General features: G+C 71.8%; 12 protein-coding genes. 8 read left to right on the plus strand and 4 right to left on the minus strand.

Annotation, left to right across the window (positions count from 1 at the left end):
• Nucleotides 1-265: 265 nt before the first annotated feature.
• The gene (locus ACWEFJ_RS03310; protein WP_449712781.1) at nucleotides 266-1,648 is read right to left on the minus strand and encodes a glycoside hydrolase family 43 protein; all 1,383 of its coding nucleotides are present in this window, start codon (nucleotides 1,646-1,648) and stop codon (nucleotides 266-268) included.
• Nucleotides 1,649-2,307: 659 nt separating this feature from the next.
• Nucleotides 2,308-3,414, minus strand: a complete 1,107-nt coding sequence (locus tag ACWEFJ_RS03315) for a LacI family DNA-binding transcriptional regulator (protein WP_449712782.1) — start codon at nucleotides 3,412-3,414, stop codon at nucleotides 2,308-2,310.
• 105 nt (nucleotides 3,415-3,519) lie between these two features.
• On the opposite strand from ACWEFJ_RS03315, the gene ACWEFJ_RS03320 reads away from it, so the two are divergent.
• The 7 genes from ACWEFJ_RS03320 (at nucleotide 3,520) to ACWEFJ_RS03350 (ending at nucleotide 13,827) form a co-directional block, all read left to right on the plus strand.
• Nucleotides 3,520-4,866, plus strand: coding sequence for an ABC transporter substrate-binding protein (locus tag ACWEFJ_RS03320; protein ID WP_449712783.1), 1,347 nt, complete (start codon nucleotides 3,520-3,522; stop codon nucleotides 4,864-4,866).
• Nucleotides 4,863-5,717: a carbohydrate ABC transporter permease gene (locus ACWEFJ_RS03325; RefSeq protein WP_449712784.1), complete on the plus strand. Its 855-nt coding sequence runs from the start codon at nucleotides 4,863-4,865 to the stop codon at nucleotides 5,715-5,717. The genes ACWEFJ_RS03320 and ACWEFJ_RS03325 overlap by 4 nt, the downstream gene beginning before the upstream one ends.
• Nucleotides 5,714-6,565, plus strand: coding sequence for a carbohydrate ABC transporter permease (locus ACWEFJ_RS03330; protein WP_449712785.1), 852 nt, complete (start codon nucleotides 5,714-5,716; stop codon nucleotides 6,563-6,565). The genes ACWEFJ_RS03325 and ACWEFJ_RS03330 overlap by 4 nt, the downstream gene beginning before the upstream one ends.
• 489 nt (nucleotides 6,566-7,054) lie before the next feature.
• Nucleotides 7,055-8,443, plus strand: a complete 1,389-nt coding sequence (locus ACWEFJ_RS03335) for an endo-1,4-beta-xylanase (protein ID WP_378094429.1) — start codon at nucleotides 7,055-7,057, stop codon at nucleotides 8,441-8,443.
• A 131-nt stretch (nucleotides 8,444-8,574) separates the two neighbouring features.
• Complete coding sequence (locus tag ACWEFJ_RS03340) at nucleotides 8,575-10,686, plus strand: family 43 glycosylhydrolase (RefSeq protein WP_449712786.1); 2,112 nt, start codon at nucleotides 8,575-8,577, stop codon at nucleotides 10,684-10,686.
• Nucleotides 10,687-11,086: 400 nt separating this feature from the next.
• Nucleotides 11,087-12,448 carry an endo-1,4-beta-xylanase gene (locus tag ACWEFJ_RS03345; RefSeq protein WP_378094400.1) on the plus strand — a complete coding sequence of 454 codons (1,362 nt, stop codon included), beginning with the start codon at nucleotides 11,087-11,089 and terminating at the stop codon, nucleotides 12,446-12,448.
• A gap of 92 nt (nucleotides 12,449-12,540) precedes the next feature.
• Nucleotides 12,541-13,827: a cellulose binding domain-containing protein gene (locus tag ACWEFJ_RS03350; RefSeq protein ID WP_449712787.1), complete on the plus strand. Its 1,287-nt coding sequence runs from the start codon at nucleotides 12,541-12,543 to the stop codon at nucleotides 13,825-13,827.
• A gap of 71 nt (nucleotides 13,828-13,898) precedes the next feature.
• Here the strand turns inward: ACWEFJ_RS03350 and ACWEFJ_RS03355 are convergent, their stop codons facing one another.
• A complete protein-coding gene (locus ACWEFJ_RS03355) occupies nucleotides 13,899-16,634 on the minus strand; it encodes a beta-L-arabinofuranosidase domain-containing protein (protein WP_449712788.1) in 2,736 nt (911 codons plus the stop codon).
• Between the two features lie 900 nt (nucleotides 16,635-17,534).
• On the opposite strand from ACWEFJ_RS03355, the gene ACWEFJ_RS03360 reads away from it, so the two are divergent.
• Nucleotides 17,535-18,512 carry a PASTA domain-containing protein gene (locus ACWEFJ_RS03360; protein WP_449712789.1) on the plus strand — a complete coding sequence of 326 codons (978 nt, stop codon included), beginning with the start codon at nucleotides 17,535-17,537 and terminating at the stop codon, nucleotides 18,510-18,512.
• 91 nt (nucleotides 18,513-18,603) lie between these two features.
• Here ACWEFJ_RS03360 and ACWEFJ_RS03365 read toward each other — a convergent pair whose 3' ends face one another.
• A complete protein-coding gene (locus ACWEFJ_RS03365) occupies nucleotides 18,604-19,809 on the minus strand; it encodes a citrate/2-methylcitrate synthase (protein WP_449712790.1) in 1,206 nt (401 codons plus the stop codon).
• Nucleotides 19,810-19,868: the final 59 nt, after the last annotated feature.

The raw sequence follows: 19,868 nt of genomic DNA on the forward strand, positions 1-19,868 counted from the left end.
GGGCGGTGGCCACCGGGCAGGTGGCCACCGCCGGTCGGCGTGTGCGCGAACCGGGTCGAGCCTCCCGGACCCCCTGTCCGAAAGTTTCGGCCTCAACACCGATTGTTAGCGCTCACGACAGTAAGCTGTGTCACAACCTCCGTCAAGAAGCCTTGTCCGACAGTGCATGTGCGTGGCGTCAGCACCCGGAAACCAGCGCTGACAAGGCGGTTTGTGAGCGCGAACTATCTAAGTTCGGAGAACGAAGTCAGTCGCGCCGTGCCCGCTAAGCGCTGAACTGCCACCAGTTCACGTTGAACAGGTAGCCGCTGCCGCCGGCGAACCGCAGGTAGAGGTCGCGGGTGCCGGTCGCACCGCTGATCGGGCAGGACACCGTGGCCCAGTTCTGCCACCCGCCGGTACCGGAAACCCCGCAGCGGCCCACCACCGTGCCGTTCGGACCGTCCAGCCGCACCTCGATCGTGCCGCCGGCGCCGGCGGACGCGACGCGGGCGTTGAACGAGCGCGCTCCCCCGCCGAACGCGACGCCCTTGACCTTGATGTAGTCGCCGTTCTCGATCCACCCGACGTTCATGCCGCCTTCGGACGAAGGTTCGGTCTCGATCCCCGAACCCCACGCGATGGTTTCGGCCTCCTGACGGACGTACGGGTTCAGCGTGCCCGCCTGCGGCGCGCCGCCCGACGTCATGGTGATGGTCGGGATGGTGCCGTCGGCGTTGTAGCTGAACCGCTCCACCGCGACGGAGCGGGTGAAGCCGCCGCCGCCCGGCAGGGCGCCGTTGTGGTAGAAGAAGTAGGAGCTGCCCTTGAAGTCGACGATGCCCGCGTGGTTGGTGAAGGCGCTGCCCTGCGTCGGCATCACCGTGCCGCGGTAGGTCCACGGGCCGGTCGGGCTCGGCGCGGTCGAGTAGGCGATGAACTCCGAGCAGCACTTCGCCGCGAAGACGTTGTAGTACAGGCCGTTGCGCTTGTACACCCACGGGCCCTCCTCGTAGAGGGTGGGCCGGGCCGCGTCGCCGGTGCGGGCGCCGAAGCCCGCCGTGGTGAGCGGGATCTGGGTGGGGCTGCCGCTGAACGACACCATGTCGGCGTTGAGCCGGACGTACCACAGGTTCGGGTTGCCCCAGTACAGGTACGCCTGGCCGTTGTCGTCGATGAAGACGGTCGGGTCGATCTCGCCGTTCTCCACCAGCGGGCGGCCGATCGCGTCGCGGAACGGGCCGGTGGGGCTGTCGGCCACGCCGACGCCGATCGCCATGCGGCCCGTGGACCGGTTGACCACCGGCACGTACCAGTAGAACTTGCCGTTGCGCGCGATCGCCTGGCCCGCCCACGCGTCCTGCTTGGCCCAGGCGAACGTGGACAGGTTCATCGGCGAGCCGTGGTCGGTCCAGTTCACCATGTCGTCGGAGGACCAGACCCGCCACTCCTTCATGGTGAACCAGGTCGAGCCGTCCTCGTCGTGTCCGGTGTAGAGGTACACGCGTCCGTTGTGGACCAGCGGGGCCGGGTCGGCGGTGTAGATGTGCTGCACGATCGGGTTGTCCGCCCGGGCCGTCACGGGCGCGAGGGCCAGCGCGCAGAGGACGGTGGCGAGCACGGCGAGGGCGCGCCGGGGGATCACCGGGGACAACAGCGTCGATCTCATCGCGGAACCTCCGGGAGGGACGTCGGGAAGCCGGTCGCGGCGGTCGGGTCGGCGGCGCACCCCGGCGGCGGGCGTGCCGCTCAGCCCGGCCGAGGGGTCGGGAACTCCGGTCGGCCGGGACGTGACGACGGGCGGTCCGGACCGGTGCGCTCGCGGTCCGCGAGCGGTCGCACGTTCGGCGACGGACCGACGAGTCGGTCCACAGCCGCCTGGCGGCGGGCCATCCGCGGTGGGGCCGACGACCGGGAGCCCGGCCGGGCCGCACCCGCCGGTCGGACGCGACGCGGGACCCGCCGCGGTGGAGCCGACGGCGAACCCGACCCGGACGCGGCCGGTCCGCGCGCACGGCCGGGCTTCGCCGAGCCTTCCCGGGGTGACAGCGGACTGCGTCGCATCGGACTTCCCCACGTCATCATCGACGGCCTGCACGACGACGCCCGGCGGCGGGACGGGGTCGCGTCCGGCGCGGAGCGGCCTTGATCGTCACGCCAATGTAACCGCGCCCCGACAGCCCGGTCAAAGCTAAAGTTGTGAGCGCTCACTTTAGCTCGATCACGTCCGGACCACGCGAATGCCAGGTCACCTTGATCCGATTTGCCCAGCTAGACGGAATTTTGCCGGAAATTGCTCCGTTCAGCCCATTGAACGGCAGCGCCGGATCAACTGCCCTTGTGAACGTGAACAGAACCCGGTCGGCCGGTCCGCCCCGCCGGCTCGACCAGCGACCTGACCGACTCGCCGACCCGCACGGACATGGGGACGCGGTGCACCACGAGCGCGCCCTTGCCGCGCCTGCGCCGCTCGGGCGCGGAGAAGAGCACCTCCACCGCCTTCGCGCCGAGCTGCTCGTGCGGGAGGGCGACGGTGGTGAGGCGCGGCCGCACCCAGGAGGCGATGGGGTGGTCGTCGAACGACACCACGGAGACGTCGTCCGGAACGGACAGCCCGGCGTCGGCGAGCGCCTGGTAGGCGCCGAACGCGAGCCGGTCGTTCAGGCACACCAGCGCCTTCGGGCGGTGGCGGCGCAGGAGTCCCCGGGTGGTGTCGTAGCCGTCCTCCGGCATCCACTTCGGGCACTGGTGGGCGCTCACCACCCGGACGCCGGCCGCGCCGAACACCTGGCGCATGCCGATCAGCCGCTCGCGGGCGGCGATGCTGTTCGGCGGGACGTCCTCGAGCCCGGGACCCGCGCCGACCACGTGGACTCCGTCGCGGTGACCGGCCTCCACGAGCACGCGGGCGGCGGCCCGCCCCGCCTCCACCTCGTCCGGCAGCACGGCGGGCACCGGGGAGTACGTCGTCGGCAGGGCGTTGAGCAGGACGGCAGGCCCGTGGTCCAAGCCCTCGGGCACGGCCACCTTCCGGGTGTACATGGCGGCGAAGATGATGCCGTCGACCCGGTGGTCGTGCATCGCCTCGATCAGGGCGCGCTCGACGTCCGGGTCGCCGCCGGTCTCGCCGAAGAACAGCATGCACCCCCGCCGGTGGGCGGCCTCCAGCGCGCCCTTGATCATGTTCCCGGCCAGCAGCGAGGACGCCACGGTGTCGGACACGAACCCGATCGTCTGGGTGCGCCCCGTGCGCAGGCCGACCGACAGGGTGTTGCGCCGGTAGCCCAGTTCCTGCGCGGTCGAGCGCACCCGCTGCTCCACCTCTTCGGAGATGCGCAAGTCGCGGCCGCGACCGGCCAGCACGAGCGACACGGTGGTGGTCGAGACACCGGTCGCCGCGGCCACGTCGGCCAGCGTGACGCGTCGTCGCCCCACGGCGGTCCTCCGTCCTCAAGGGACACTCGCGGTCCTTGACACCGCGTCGTGCCGTCTCGAAACTCCGGGAGGCTAACACGATTTAGCTCAAGCGAGGAGAACACTTTGCCCCGACGATCCGGCCCGCGGGCGATCGCCGTCGCCGCGGTGGCCGCGGCGCTCCTGGCGGGGTGCGCGGCGCCCGGCGGCGACCGCCCGGACCCCGCCGGGACGTCGGCGACGCCGGTGTCCGACCCCGGTTGCGGCGCCGGGCCGGTGGTGCTGCGGGCCCGCTTCGAGACCGGTTTCCCGCTGGCGAAGGCCCTCGCCGACGAGTTCACCCGGCAGCACCCGAACGTGACCTGGGACGTGCGCGAGGAGCAGTACGCGGTGCTGACCCGCAACGCGCCGCGCCTGCTCGCGGACAACCCGCCGGACCTGGTGCGGCTGCCGCAGGTGTCCGACCTGGTCGGCGACGGGCTGCTGCGCGACCTCGACGGCTACGCGGCGTGGTTCGGCTGGGACGACTGGCCCGCGGCGCAGCTGCGGCCGATGCGGGTCGCCCCGGGCGGGCGGCCGCGCGGCGCGGGTCCGCTCTACGCGATGGGGTTCTCCACCAGCGTGACCGGCGTGTTCTACAACAAGGACCTGGCCGCGCGGATCGGGTTCCGGGAGCCGGCGACGCTGGCCGAGTTCGACGACGCCCTGGCGCGGGCCAAGGACGCGGGCATCACGCCGCTGGCGAGCTTCAACGCGGGCGCGACGGCCGGGCTCGCGTTCCCCTTGCAGGGCCTCATGGCCGCCTACGGCTCGCCGTCGGCCATCGACGACTGGATCTTCCAGGTCCCGGGGGCGCGGATCGACACGCCGGCGAACACCGAGGCCGCGCGGCACCTCCAGCGGTGGCTGCGCGCCGGGTACTTCGACGCCGACCTCAACGCCACCGACTACGCGCGGATGATCGACCGGTTCACCTCGGGGCGGGCGTTGTTCATGCTGGACGGCGACTGGGAGTCGGCGGCGCTCGACCGGCGGATGCCCGGCCGGGTCGGGTTCTTCCTCGTGCCCCCGGTGCGGGCGGGCGACCCCCGGTCGGCCATGTCCGGCCCGCCGACGTTCGGCGTGCCGGCGGACGCGGCGCACCCCGACTGCGCCGCGTACTTCCTGAACTGGGCGGTCACCGACCCGGTGGCGCGCGAGACCACCGTGCGGGTGGGCGGGTCGCTCCCCCTCGGCCCGGCCGACGCGCCACTGCCCCCGGTCGAGCCGGGCTCGGTCACGGCCGCCACGCTCGCCGCCGCCTCCCGGCTCGTCGCGGACGGCACGGGCATGGACTTCATCGCCAACGCCACCGGCGCGATCCTGGCCGAGAGCTGGACGCCGCGGTTGCAGGAGCTGGCCGCGGGCGAGCTGGGGCCGGAGGAGCTGCTGGCCCGCGTGCAGGCCGACTACGCCGACCAGGTCGACGGGTGAGGTCGGCGGCGTCCCGGTCGGCCGGCTGGCTGTTCGTGCTGCCCGCGCTCGCGGTGTACGCGGTGTTCGTGCTCCGGCCGCTGGCCTCGACGGTCCGGTACTCGCTGTACCGGTGGGACGGCGTCGGCCCGTCCACCTGGGTGGGCTGGGACAACTACCGCCGGGTGCTCACCGACCCCGACCTGTGCGGGGCGCTCGGCCACGCGCTCCTGCTGATCGTGTTCTTCACCGGGATCCCCGTGCCCCTCGGCCTGCTGGCCGCGGCGGTGCTCCGGCGCACGAGGGCGGGCGGGCCGGTGCGCGCGGTGCTGCTCCTGCCCCAGGCCGTGCCGCTGGTGGCGGCGGGCATCGCGTGGAGCCTCCTGCTGTCGTCCACGGGCGCGGTGAACCGGCTGCTGGACGCGGTGGGCCTGGGCGGGCTGACGCGGGCGTGGCTGGGCGACTCGGCGACGGCGTTGGCGGCGGTGGGGGTGATCGGGGCGTGGGTGCTGCTGGGCCTGTGCACGACGCTGCTGCTCGCGGGCCTGGACCGCATCGACCCCGCGCTGCACGAGGCCGCGCGGCTGGACGGCGCGGGCTTCTGGCAGGCGTTGCGCGCCGTGACGCTGCCCGGTGTGCGGCGTGAGCTGGGCGTGTGCGTGACCGTGACGGCGATCGCGGCGCTGGCGAGCTTCGACGTCGTCTACGTGACCACGCAGGGCGGGCCGGGCGACGCCACGTCGGTGCCGGGCCTGGAGGTGTACCAGCTCGCGTTCGCCCAGCGGGAGGTGGGGCTCGCGTCGGCGTTGGCCGTGGTGCTCGCGGCGCTGGTGCTCGCGGTGGTGGCGCCGGTGCTGCGGTGGTCGCGGTGAGGGCGGGCCGCGCGGAGCGGGTCGCGGGCCGGCTGGCGCCGGCGCTGCTGGTGGTGGTGACGCTGGCGCCGTTCGCCGACCTCTTCGTGACCGCGTTGCACCCGCCGGGGACCTACCCGCCGGGCCTGACCTGGCCGGACGAGCCGCACTGGTCGAACTTCACGACGGCGTTCCGGGCCGGGCGGGTGCCCGCGCTGCTGGCGTCGAGCGGGTTGGTCGCGCTGGCCGCGGTGCCGTTGACGCTGGTCCTGGCCGTGCCCGCGGGCTACGCGCTCGGGCGCCTGCGGTTCGCCGGCCACCGCCTGGTGTTCGGCCTGTTCGCGGTGGGCCTGGTGCTGCCGCTGGAGGCCGTCGTCACACCGCTGTACCACCAGGTGCGCGACCTGGGGCTGCTGGACACCCGGTTCGGGCTGGTGGCGGCGCTGGTCGCGGTGCACCTGCCGGTCGCGGTGCTGTGGTCGCGGGCGCACTTCGCGGGCGTGCCGCCGGAGCTGTCCGAGAGCGCCCGGCTGGACGGCGCGGGGCCGTGGGCGGTGTTCCGGCGGGTGCACCTGCCCCTGGCCCGCCCGGCGGTGTCGGCGCTGGCCGTGCTGCTGCTCGTCTGGACGTGGAACCACTTCCTGCTCGCCATCGTCCTGGTCGACGACCCGGCCCGGCGCACGGCGGCCGGCGCCCTCGGCGCGTTCCAGGGGCGTTGGGGCACGGACGTGCCCCTGCTGTGCGCCGGGTCGCTGCTGCTGGTCGCCCCGCTGCTCCTGGTGCTCCTGCTGTCGCACCGCCGGGCGGCCGCCGACGTGATCCGGAACCTCGACTTCCGCGACCGCGGCCAGAGGGCTCCGCATTGCTAAAAATGTTTGCGCTAACGTTAGCGACTCGACCGAATTCGCTGTCGAACGGCGTTCGAACTGACCACGCCGCCGCGAGGGCCCGTCGATCTTTCCAGGAAAGCGGACGAACGGCGGTTCCCGGACCCACACCGGGGCTCACCTGCACGAAATATTTTCGTAACACCTTGACCACGCCTGTGCGATCGACCACAGTCTGAGTCGTACGACGCGCGCCCCGCAGTGACGACCACTGCGACCCAATGCCATTCCCTTTTCCGCGGGGAGGATCAAGCGCATAATTGTTAGCGTTAACACCCGCATTGGGACTCGAGGTCGGACGGCCGGTGCGCGCACCGGCGGCACCCTGCCACCGCGCGGCGACCGTGCCCGCGGTGTTCTGATCCGTGAGGACATGTGATGACTCAATCGACACGAGCGGTCAATCGGCCGACGCCCGCGCGGCGGCCGAGAACAACGGCGTTGCTGCTCGTCACGGGACTCGTCGCCACGATGATGGCGGTCGCGTTCACCGGGCAGGCCCAGGCGGGCACGACGCTGGGGGCCGCGGCGGCCGAGAAGGGCCGGTACTTCGGCGCCGCCGTCGCGGCGGGCAGGCTCGGCGACAGCACGTACACGACGATCCTGAACCGCGAGTTCAACAGCGTCACCCCCGAGAACGAGATGAAGATGGACGCGACGGAGCCCAACCAGGGCCAGTTCACGTTCACCAACGCCGACCGGATCGTCAACCACGCCATCAGCCGGGGCATGAAGGTGCGCGGCCACACCCTGGCCTGGCACTCCCAGCAGCCGGGCTGGATGCAGCGCATGGAGGGCTCGGCGCTGCGGCAGGCCATGGTCAACCACATCACCCGGGTCGCGACCTACTACCGCGGCAAGATCCACTCCTGGGACGTGGTGAACGAGGCGTTCGCCGACGGCGGCAGCGGCGGGCGGCGTGACTCGAACCTGCAGCGCACCGGCAACGACTGGATCGAGGTCGCGTTCCGCACGGCCCGCGCGGCCGACCCGGGCGCGAAGCTGTGCTACAACGACTACAACACCGACGGCATCAACGCGAAGTCGACCGGCATCTACAACATGGTGCGCGACTTCAAGGCGCGGGGCGTGCCGATCGACTGCGTCGGCTTCCAGTCCCACCTGACCAACTCCGCGCCGTCGGACTACCAGGCCAACCTGCAGCGCTTCGCCGACCTCGGCGTGGACGTGCAGATCACCGAGCTGGACATCTCCGGCTCCAACCAGGCCAACGCGTACGCCGACGTGACGCGGGCGTGCCTGGCGGTCGCGCGCTGCACCGGCATCACGGTCTGGGGCATCCGCGACAGCGACTCGTGGCGCACCGGTCAGAACCCGCTGCTGTTCGACGCCTCGGGCAACAAGAAGCCCGCGTACACCTCCGTGCTCAACGCCCTCAACGGCGGCACCACCCAGCCGCCGACCGGGATCGACACGACCGCGTGGTACGTGCTGGTGAACCGCAACAGCGGCAAGGCGCTCGACGTCTACAACCTCTCCACCGCCGACGGCGCGCGCATCACGCAGTGGAGCCGCAACAACGGCAACAACCAGCAGTGGCAGTTCGTCGACTCGGGCGGCGGCTACTACCGGGTGAAGTCGCGGCTGTCGGGCAAGGTGCTCGACGTCTACAACTTCTCCACCGCCGACGGCGGCTCCATCGTCCAGTGGGCCGACGGCAACGGCACGAACCAGCAGTTCCGCGCGGTGGAGTCCGGCGGCTACTACCGGCTGATCAACCGCAACAGCAACAAGGCCGTCGAGGTGCAGGGCGCCTCCACCGCGGACGGCGCCAACGTCGTCCAGTACTCCGACTGGAACGGCGCGAACCAGCAGTGGCAGCTCGTCCGGGTCGGCTGACCCGACGCCCTGCCCCGCACGGCGGGCCAACCCCGCCGCTCCCCCCTTGTTGACCGATCCGGAGCCCCCGCACGGCGTGCGGGGGCTCCACCCTTGTGACGCCGCCCCGACGCGGCGGGTGAGGAGCAGTCATGTCCGTCCCGGATGAACTCCCGCGGCGGTCCGCGCGCCGTCGCGGCCGGTTGTCGCGGATGGCCGCGGTGCTGGCCGCGGTCGTGCTCGGCGGCGTGGTGGTCGTCTTCGGCGCGGCGACGGGTTCCGCGGCCACTGTGGACACCAACGCGTGGTACGTGCTGGTGAACCGCAACAGCGGCAAGGCGCTCGACGTCTACAACCTCTCGACCGCCGACGGCGGGCGCATCACGCAGTGGGCGCGCAACGACGGCAACAACCAGCAGTGGCAGTTCGTGGACTCCGGCGGTGGCTACTACCGGCTGAAGTCGCGCCACTCCGGCAAGGTGCTCGACGTCTACAACTTCTCCACCGCCGACGGCGCGTCGATCGTCCAGTGGGCCGACGGCAACGGCACGAACCAGCAGTTCCGGCTGGCCGACTCGGACGGCGGGTACGTGCGGCTGATCAACCGCAACAGCAACAAGGCCGTCGAGGTGCAGAACGCCTCCACGGCGGACGGCGCCAACGTCGTCCAGTACTCGGACTGGGGCGGCGCGAACCAGCAGTGGCAGCTCGTGCGCGTCGGCGGCAGTGGCGAGCCCACCACCACGACCACGACCCCGCAGCAGCCGGGCGGCCAGTACACCAACCCGGTGGTGTGGCAGGACTTCGCCGACGTCGAGGTCATCCGCGTCGGGGACGCCTTCTACATGACCGCGTCCACGATGCACTACTCGCCCGGCGCGCCGATCCTGCGCTCCTACGACCTGGTCAACTGGGAGTTCGCCGGGCACTCGGTGCCGTCCCTGGACTTCGGGACCAAGTACGACCTGACCAACGGGCAGCGGGCGTACGTCAACGGGATCTGGGCGTCGACGTTGCAGTACCGGCCGAGCAACCGCACGTACTACTGGGCCGGGTGCATCGACTTCAACGACACCTACATCTACACCGCGACCAGCGTCGAGGGCCCGTGGAGCCGGCACGCCCAGATCGACAACTGCTACTACGACGCGGGCATGCTCATCGACGACAACGACACGATGTACGTCGCGTACGGCAACTCGACCATCAGCGTCGCGCAGCTGTCCGCCGACGGGCGCAGCCAGGTCCGCGCGCAGCAGGTGTTCCAGACGCCGTCGAACATCGGCACCCTGGAAGGCGCCCGGTTCTACAAGCGCAACGGCAGCTACTACATCTGGCTGACCAGGCCCGCCAACGGCCAGTACGTGCTGAAGTCGGACAACGGGCCCTTCGGCCCCTACACCGTGCGGCAGGTGCTGCTCGACCTGCCCGGCCCGATCTCCGGCGGCGGCGTGCCGCACCAGGGCGGCCTGGTGCAGACGCAGACCGGGGCCTGGTACTACATGTCGTTCGTGGACGCCTACCCCGGCGGCCGCGTGCCGGCGCTCGCGCCGATCACGTGGACCGCGGACGGGTGGCCGACGCTCCAGACGGTCAACGGCCGGTGGGGCGTGAACTACCCCTCGCCGCTGCCCACCCGGCCGGTCAAGCCCCTCACCGGCACGGACACGTTCGCGGGCACCGCGCTCGGCCCGCAGTGGGAGTGGAACCACGACCCCGACACGTCCCGGTACACGGTGAACAACGGCCTGACCCTGCGGACCGCGACGGTCACCAACGACCTGTACGCCGCCCGCAACACCCTGACCCACCGCATCCAGGGGCCGACGTCCACGGCCACCGTCGAGCTGGACTACAGCGCCATGCGCGACGGCGACCGGACCGGTCTGGCGATGCTGCGCCAGTCGTCGGCCTGGATCGGCGTCCGGCGCGACAACGGCCAGACCCGCGTGGTCATGACCACGGGCCTGGCCATGGACGGCAGCTGGCGCACCACCAGCACCGGCACGGAGGCGGCGAGCGCCGCGGTGAGCGGCGGCCGGATCTGGCTGCGGGCCAACGCCGACATCCGGCCCGGGTCCGGTCGCGTCGCCCGGTTCTCCTACAGCACGGACGGCGTGAACTTCACCTCGCTCGGCCCGACGTTCACGTTGAACAACACCTGGCAGTTCTTCATGGGCTACCGCTTCGGCGTCTTCAACTTCGCCACCCAGGCCCTGGGCGGCGCGGTGACCGTGCGGCAGTTCGACCTGACCACCCCCTGACCGGCATGGAATCCACCGTCCAGGAGCACCTGGGCAGCCGAAATTTGCGAAATTTGTTTCGAATCTTCTCGAAATTTTCCGTCGCCGAGGCACTGCACAGCGTAACGGAAACGATCAGGAACCGAACCGCTTAACCAGCCGTCAACCAGCGGATTTCGTCGCAGACCAAGATCCGCCTTGACCGACCACCCAGGAGGTTCATGCCCGGAGAACGGGACGCTGGTGGGTTCAGTGGGGCCTTGATTGCCCAAACTGTTTCGGTTAATACTGCTTAACGTTTCGGACCGAGCGGCGGGTGGCCACGGGAATCGTCGGCCACCCGCACCGGGCGAGCCGTCGGCCGCCCGAACCCACCCGTCCCACCCGCGCGTTCGCGGGTGCTCCCCAGAAAGCGCCGAACATGACGCTGACAGCGAAGTCAGTCTCACGAGTCGCACTCGTGTCGACACTGGTGGCCGCAGCCGCGGGCGCCGCGGTCCTCGTGGCGTCGCCCGCCAGCGGTGCCGCCTCCACGCTCGCCGCGGCGGCGCAGCAGAGCGGCCGCTACTTCGGCACCGCCGTCGCCGCCAACAAGCTGGGCGACTCCACCTACGTCAACATTCTCAACCGTGAGTTCGACATGGTCACGGCCGAGAACGAGATGAAGATGGACGCGACCGAGCCCAACCAGGGCCAGTTCAGCTACGGCAACGCCGACCGGATCGTCAACCACGCCCGCAACCAGGGCAAGCGCGTCCGCGGCCACGCCCTGGCCTGGCACTCCCAGCAGCCGAGCTGGATGCAGCGCATGGAGGGCTCCTCCCTGCGCCAGGCCATGCTGAACCACGTCACCCAGGTCGCCACCTACTACCGCGGCAAGATCTACGCCTGGGACGTCGTCAACGAGGCCTTCGCCGACGGCAGCAGCGGCGGTCGCCGCGACTCCAACCTGCAGCGCACCGGCAACGACTGGATCGAGGCCGCGTTCCGCGCCGCCCGCGCCGCCGACCCGAACGCCAAGCTCTGCTACAACGACTACAACACCGACAACTGGTCGCACGCCAAGACCCAGGGCGTCTACCGCATGGTCCAGGACTTCAAGTCCCGCGGCGTGCCGATCGACTGCGTCGGCTTCCAGGCCCACTTCAACAGCGGCAACCCCGTCCCCTCCAACTACCACACCACGCTGCAGAACTTCGCCAACCTCGGCGTCGACGTCCAGATCACCGAGCTGGACATCGAGGGCTCGGGCAGCTCGCAGGCCCAGCAGTACCAGGGCGTCGTCCAGGCGTGCCTCGCCGTGACCCGCTGCACCGGCATCACCGTGTGGGGCATCCGCGACAGCGACTCGTGGCGCGCCTCGGGCACCCCGCTGCTGTTCGACGGCTCGGGCAACAAGAAGGCCGCCTACACCTCGGTGCTGAACGCCCTGAACGCCGCCGGCACGTCGGTCCCGACCACGCCGACCACGCCGACCTCGGGCGAGCCGACCACCACGTCGCCGACGAACCCGGCCGGCTGCACCGCGACGTACTCCGAGGGCCAGAAGTGGAGTGACCGCTTCAACGGCCAGGTCACCGTCTCGGGCACGAACAACTGGATCGTGACGGTCACCGTCAGCTCGCCGCAGAAGATCATCGCCACCTGGAACACCAGCCCGACCTGGGACTCCAGCGGCAACGTGATGACCGCGCGGCCGAACGGCAACGGCAACGTGTTCGGCTTCACCATCCAGCACAACGGCAACTGGAGCTGGCCGAGCCTCTCCTGCCGCGTCGGCTGAGCCGGTGGGAGGACCCGGCCGTCGGGCCGGGTCCTCCCACTCCCCCACGCGCCCGCGGGCGCGTGGGGTTCTCCAGTGAAGGAGCGACTTGCATGCGCAACAACCAGTCCCGCGCGGCCCGGTCGGCCGCGGCCGTGGCCGCCGTGGCGCTCGTCGCGACCACCGCCGCCGTGGTCGGCTCGCAGTCCGCGGCGGCCGCCGCCGGTTGCCGGGTCGACTACGCGATCGGCTCGCAGTGGCCCGGCGGGTTCACCGCCACCGCGGTCGTGACGAACCTCGGCGACCCCGTGAACGGCTGGCGGCTGTCGTGGTCGTTCGCCGGCGACGAGCGGATCACGCAGTCGTGGAACGGGTCGCACACCCAGTCGGGCACGCAGGTCACCGCGGTCAACGCCGCGTGGAACGGGACCATCGCCACCGGCGCGACGGCGTCGTTCGGGTTCAACGCCTCCTCCAGCGCGCGCTCCACGCCGCCCTCGGTGTTCACCCTCAACGGCACGGTGTGCACCGGCTCCACCACGACCACCACGACAACGACCACCACGACAACGACGACCACCACCACGACCGACACGACCACGACCACGACGACCCAGCCGAGCCGCCCGGCGATCGAGAACAACTTCGCCGTCACCAGGGAAGCCGCCTACGGCGACAACCGGTTCACCGTGTTCCGCCCGAGCAACCCGCAGGCGGTCGACCGGCCGCTGCCCGTGCTGGCCTTCGGCAACGGCGCGTGCGCGCACACGAACAACAGCGAGGTCACGCGGGCGCTGACGTTCGTCGCGTCCAAGGGCTTCGTCGTGGTGGACACCGGCTCGGTGGACGGTTCGCCGAACGGCGTGCCCAGCGGCTCGCCCATCCCCTCCCTGCTGACCGACGCGATCACGTGGGCCGAGCGCGAGCAGAACCGCTCCGGGTCGCCGCTGCGCGCGCGGCTGGACCTGACCAAGGTGGCCACCGCGGGCCACTCGTGCGGCGGTCTGGAGGCGCTCGTCGCCGCCCAGGACCGGCGGGTGTCCGGCGTGGTCTCGCTGAACAGCGGCTTCTTCGCCGACGGCTCGTTCGGCTACCCCCGCTCCGAGGTCGGCAAGCTGCACTCGCCCGCGTTGTTCCTCGACGGCGGCCCGTCCGACGTCGCCTACGCCAACAACCAGGCCACCTACGACCTGGCCACGGTGCCCGCCGTGCTGGCCAGGCAGCCGGAGGCCGGTCACGTCGGCTTCATCACCGGCAACCAGATGGTGGACGGCATGACGACGGTGGTGCAGTTCCTCGACATGGTGCTCAACGGCAACCAGGCGGCCCGCGCCTACATCCTGAGCCCGTCGGGGCTGGCCGCCAAGGCCCCGTGGACCGTGGCCAGGAAGAACTTCTGACGACGCCGGCCGACCGGGGGTGAGGACCGCCCCGCCCGGGAACCCGGGCGGGGCGGTCACGACCACCGCGGTCAGATGAAGCGCCACAGGTGGTCGTTGGTGCCGTTGTCGTCCCAGAGGACGATCTGGGCACCCCGGGCGGTGGAGGCGCCGTTGACGCCGAGCACGCGCCCGCCGTTGCCGCACTGGATGCGGAAGTAGCCGTTCGCGCCGTAGCGCAGCCGCCAGCGGTGGTCGTTGGTGCCGTTGTCCGCCCACTGCAGGATCCGCGCGCCGTTGGCGTTGGCCGCGTTCTCGACGCCGAGGACCTTGCCGCTGTTGGAGTTGCGCAGCCGGAACCACCCGTCGGGGTCGAGGACGGCCGTCCACAGGTGGTCGGCGGTGCCGTTGTCGTCCCACTGGACGACGAGGCCGCCGTCGGCGGTGGACATGTCCTGCACGCCCAGCACCAGGCCGCTGGCCAGGTTCTGGATCCGGCGGGCCCCGGAGGGCACGAAGCGCCAGCGGTTGTCGGCGCTGCCGTTGTCCGGGTCCTGCACGGCCTGGGCGCCCGCCGAGGTGGCGCCGTTGAGGATGCCGAGCAGCTTGCCGCTGTTGGCGTTGCGGATCTTGTGGGTGCCGTCGCCGTTGTCCAGGACGGTCCACCGGTGGTCGGCCGTGCCGGTGTCGCCCCACTGGAGGACCCTGGCGTTGTCCGCGGTGGACATGTTCTCCACGCCGAGCACCTTGCCGCTGTTGAGGTTGCGCAGCCGCACCGCGCTGCCGTCGGCGACGAGCTGCCAGTTGTGGTCGGCCGTCCCGGTGTCGTTCCACTGCACGGCGAGGCCGCCGTCGGCGGTGGACATGTTCTGCACGCCCAGGACCAGGCCGCTGGCCGCGTTGAACAGCCGGTAGCCGGCGTCCGACGTGCCACCGCCGCCGCCGGTGCTCCAGTAGACCGTGTAGTTGTAGCCGTGGGCGTCGTAGAACGGGCCCAGGTTGACCGTCGCGCCGTCGGCGCGGGCGGTGAACGCCAGCGTCGAGGTGCCGGTGCGGGTGATCGAGGTCGGGTCGAGGGACGGCAGCCGGCTCAGGGCGGTGTTGCCGTAGTTGCCGGACAGCACGACCGGCCCGTAGGTGATCGCGGCGACGGCGGCGTTGTCGTTGGCGGGCTGCATCACCACGCGCATCGGCAGGCGGACGGTGACCACGTCGCCGGACGTCCACGACCTGGTGAGCGAGGCGTAGGTGCCGGGGGTCGTGGCGAGGTCCTGCGCCGTGCCGTTGACGCTGACGGTCGCGCCGCTGGTCCAGGACGGGATGCGCAGGCGCATGGTCCACGACCCGCTCACGTTGCCGGTCACGGTCAGCGTGGTGGTGTCGGAGGCCGGGTAGGTCGTGGTCTGCGTGACGGTGATCCCCCGCTGCGCCCAGGTCAGCACCGAGGGCGTGTAGAGGTTCACGGTGAGCGTGGTGCCGCTCTGGAAGTAGATCGAGTTGGCCAGGGACGTGTTGACCTCCAGCGCCGTGCCCTGGCAGCACCAGAACGTGGTGTAGTCGGTGCTCCAGTTGCCGCCGCCCCAGGCCGGTCCGGTGTTGCCGCGCCGGTGGCCGGGGTTGAGGCCGGTGAAGTAGCAGATGTGGCCGTGCGGGTCGGCCGGGTTCTGCTGCCCGAGCAGGTGGTTGAGCAGGGCGCGCTCGTAGAAGTCGAAGTAGGCGACCCGGTTCGGGTCGAGCAGCCACAGCTCGCGGGTCAGCTTGAGCATGTTGTAGGTGTTGCACGCCTCGGCCGTGTCGGTGTTGAGGTAGGCGGCGATGGCGTTGGGGGCGCGGAAGTGCTCGGCCTGGCTGTTGCCGCCGATGACGTAGGTGTGCGCGCCCACGGTGATGTTCCACGCGTTCGACGCGATGTCGCGGTAGCGGGTCGTGCCCGTGGCCTTGTACTCGCGGGCCGCGCCGATCCACTTCGGCACCTGGGTGTTGGCGTGCAGGCCGTTGAGCCGGTCCTGGTTCGCGGCCAGCGGGTCGAACACGGCGGCGTGGTCGAACCGCTGCGCGGCGGTGAGCCACCGGGCGTCGCCGGTCTGCTGGTACAGGTCGGTCAGCACGGCGTTCATGCCGCCGAACTCGGTGCCCAGCACGCGCTGCATCTGGCTGTAGGACAGCCGGCCGGTGCGCCAGTCCACCCAGCCCGCGAACCGCAGCAGCACGTCGCGGGCCTGGGTGTTGCCGATGTGCCGCCACACGTCCAGCAGGCCCGCCAGGGTCTTGTGCAGCGCGTAGTAGGACACCGACTTCGGCGAGCCGGCCTCCATCGCGTCGAAGTCGGACTCCGGGAACCCGGACAGGTACCCGGTGTTGAACCCGGCCGCGGCGTTGTTCGCCTGGCACTTGGCCAGCTCCGCCACCATGTAGTTCGCGCGGTCCCGGCACGTGGTGTCGCCGAGCACCGCCCACGCCTGCGCCCACGCGCTGAGGAAGTGGCCCTGGCTGTGCGTGCGGAACGGGAAGTTCGGCGCTTCCCAGCCGCCGAGCGCCGCCGCGCCGTTGGTGGACAGCCGGTGGTTGGCGCGGAAGTTGTAGAGCAGCCGGTCGACGTCGACGAACTTCAGGTACGACAGCGTCCGGCTCTGGTTCTCCATCCAGCGGCCGGGGCTCAGGCGCACCTCGCCCAGGTCGAACGGCTGCGCGGACACACCGAGGTCGCCGCGGACCGGCGGGACGCTCGCCGCGGCGGCGGAGCCCGTGGTCACGCCGGGCACGGTCGTCGCGACGGCCGCGACGCCCACGGCTTGCAGCAACGTGCGGCGGCTCAAGGGTGACGGCATCAGCTCTCCTGTGGGTCGGGTGGCGGCCGGCAGTCGTGCCTGCCGCCACGCACGGCGAAGCGGGGTGGTGATCCCGCCGCGGGTTCGCGGTCGCGTCGATCGCGTGGCGCGCACGGCGGCGTGACCGGCGGGATCGGCCCGTCGGTGGTGGAGGAGGCGTGGGGACGCGGGGTGCGGGTGGTCGCGCGAGGTGGGTCCGGCCCGGCCGATCCGGCCCGGCCGATCCGGCCCGATGGGTCCGGCCCGATGGGTCTGGCCCGGCCGATCGAGCCCGGCCGACTCGGCCCGGTGGGTCCGGCCCGGTGTGGCCGGCCCGGCCGATCCGGCCCGGTGAATCCCTGGTCGGTGGGTCCGACCCGGTGTGGCCCGCCGGGTTCGACCCGCGGGTTCGGGGAGGTGGGTTCGGGGCGGGGCGCGCGGTGTGGAGCTACTGCGGTGGCGACCCGGTTGGCCTCGGCGCGGCGGCCGGTTGGTGTGTTCGTCGCATCGGAGTCCCATCGTCGTCGTTGACGAGCGGTCGTGCCGGCGGATGCGTGACCGACTCGGGCCCGGCGGCCCGGATGTCAGCACAGTAGCCATCGCCGGAGCGGGCCGTCAACGGAGCGCGGAGGCTAAAATGTTCGCGTTCACTTTAGCCGCCAACCGCCGGATCGACCGTCGAACGAGCGTCGAATTGGTTGGTACTGCGCCAAAACGGCACGATCACCCTCGCGCTGACCCAGCGACCGGCCCCGCGACCGGACCACGTATGTGAACGCAAACATCGACGTGGTGACCACCGCCGGGCCGCCGTGCGCGAGAGGCGTCGCTACATCGATCGAGTGGTTCCGCGGCAACCGGCGTACTCACCGCGCCCCGACGCCGACGTTAGTGGCGAGGGCAGCGGGCGGAGGGGACGTCATGGCCGAGCGGACGAACGTGGGAGTCGGTGACAGCGAGGCCGGACCGGGGACCGACGAGCCCCGGGACGACCGGCGGCAGCGCCGTGGCCGGTGGTGGCGGCGCTGCCGGCCGGAGCTGAAGGTCGAGGGCACCGCGGACGGCATCGGCGTCGCCGGCGTCGGCGTGGCGGGGCTGGTCGTGGCGTTGGCGGGAGCGGCGCTGTGGTGGTTCGTCATCCACGACGCGAAGGTGTCCGTGCCGAACCTGACCGGCATGTCGCAGGTCGGCGCGGAACTCCGGCTGAAGGAGGACGACCTCGTCGTCCGGCAGACCCTCACCGAGCCCTCGGCGCTGGCCCCCGGTTCCGTGGTGCGCACCGACCCGCCCGCCGGGACGAAGCTCGCGAAGGGCGACGGCGTGGTGCTCTACCTCGCCGGGCCGGCGACCGGCGACCCGTCCCGGCCGACGACCGCGCCACCGCAGCCCACCCACCTCGTGCCGCCGCCCCCGACCGTCGGCGGTCAGCGGCCGACCGTCGCGCCGACCCTGCCCACCCGGGAGCCCGATCCCGGGCCGTCGAGCACGCGGCAACCCGACCCCGAGGTGTCCGACGCGCTGCCCGAGTCGCACGCCACGCACGTCGAGCGGGACCTGGTGATCGGCCGCTACAACTGGGTCGACCTGGACACCGGGGCGTACAGCCCCGCCAACGGCGGCGACCTGTACTTCGGGCAGGACGCGAACACGGGCGCGTTCCACCTGCAACCGATGTCCTCCGGCGGCGCGGACGAGGTCGGCACGGCCGCGCGCGCCTACGCCACGTGCGCCGGGGCGTCGCCCACGACCGACCAGATCCCGCTCGACACCCTGCCCGTCGGCACGGTGATCTGCGTGCGCACGGACGAGGACCGGCTGTCCGCCGTGGGGATCACCGGCGCCAGTGAGGGACCGAACGGGCGGGACCTGCACGTCTCCTACACGACCTGGGAACGCTGACCGGACGTGCGCCGCGTCCGACGACCGGGGTGTCCTGAACGTTGAATTCGGGGTACCTGAACGTAGGACACGGTGGTTCTGAACGTAGGACTCACGCGGGTTCGGGGCGCACGCCGGTGTAGACGCCGATCGGGCGGAAGCGCAGGCCGGGTTCGCGGTACTCCTCGATCGCGTGCGCGAGCCAGCCCGCGCAGCGCGCCAGCGCGAAGATCGCCTCACCGGCGTCCGGGCGCAGGCCGAACGCGTGCATCAGCGCCGCCAGGGCCAGGTCGACGTTCGGGAACGTGCCCGCGCCGGGCGTCACCGCGTCCACGACCGCCATGACGTCGCGGGCGGCGGCGTGGCGGCGCAGGGCGGTGAGCAACGCGTCCGCCCGCGGGTCCCTGGTGCGGTAGACGCGGTGGCCGAAGCCGGGGACGCCACCGGTGCGCTGCCGTTCCGCCAGCGCGCCGAACGGGTCCTCCGCCGCGTCGCGCAGGAACCGGTACGCCAGCGTGCTCGCGACGCCGTGGTACTGGCCGTCCACCGCGCCGAGGCCGGCCGACACTGCGGCGTACGGGTGGGCGCGGGCGCTGGCCGCCACCCGCACCGCGACCGTGGACACCGCGAGGTCGTGGTCGGCGAGCAGCACGAGCGCCAGGTCGAGCAGCCCCGGGTCGACGGGCCGGTCGCCGAGCTTGCCCGCCAGGCGGTGGGCGAGGGAGTCGCCGTCGCCCGGGTCGCCGGGCAGGGCGTCGGCGAACACGCCGATGAGCCGCCTGCCGACCCGGACCACGGCGGCCGGCGACAGGTCGAACCGCAGCGGGTCGGTCGCCCCGAGCACGGCCGCGGCGACCTTGAACCGGTCCGTCGTCCGCGCCGCGTCCGGCAGCGCGGCCAGCGCCGCGCCGACCGTGCCGACCGCCGCCGGATCGACGGGGAACGGTTCGCCGTCGCGCAGGTCGCCGGTCCACAGCAACTCGGCCACCGACTCGAACCCGTACGACGACGCGAGGTCGGTGACGCGGTGGCCCCGGTAGTGCAGTTCGTCGCCGTCGAGCAGGGTCAGCTCGGTGCGGATCCGCTCGACCGCCCCGGAGGGAGGGCGTTCCTCCCGGCCGCGGGCCACGAACGCCTCGACCTCGGCCTGCGCGAAGAAGCTCCCCCGCCGCCCCGGCAGCCGCACGCTGCGCAGCATGCCCCGGCTGGCGTAGGCGTAGACGGTCTCGGTCTTCACGCCGAGCCGTCGCGCCACCTCGGCGGTGGTCAGGTAACGCTCGTCACTCCCGGTCACCACGACCTGCGACTCCTCGTCCATGTTGACTGCATCAACGTTGACAATAGTTGATTCACGAATCGACAGTGAGCCCAGGTCGA

It is taken from the genome of Actinosynnema sp. NPDC004786 (assembly GCF_053601135.1).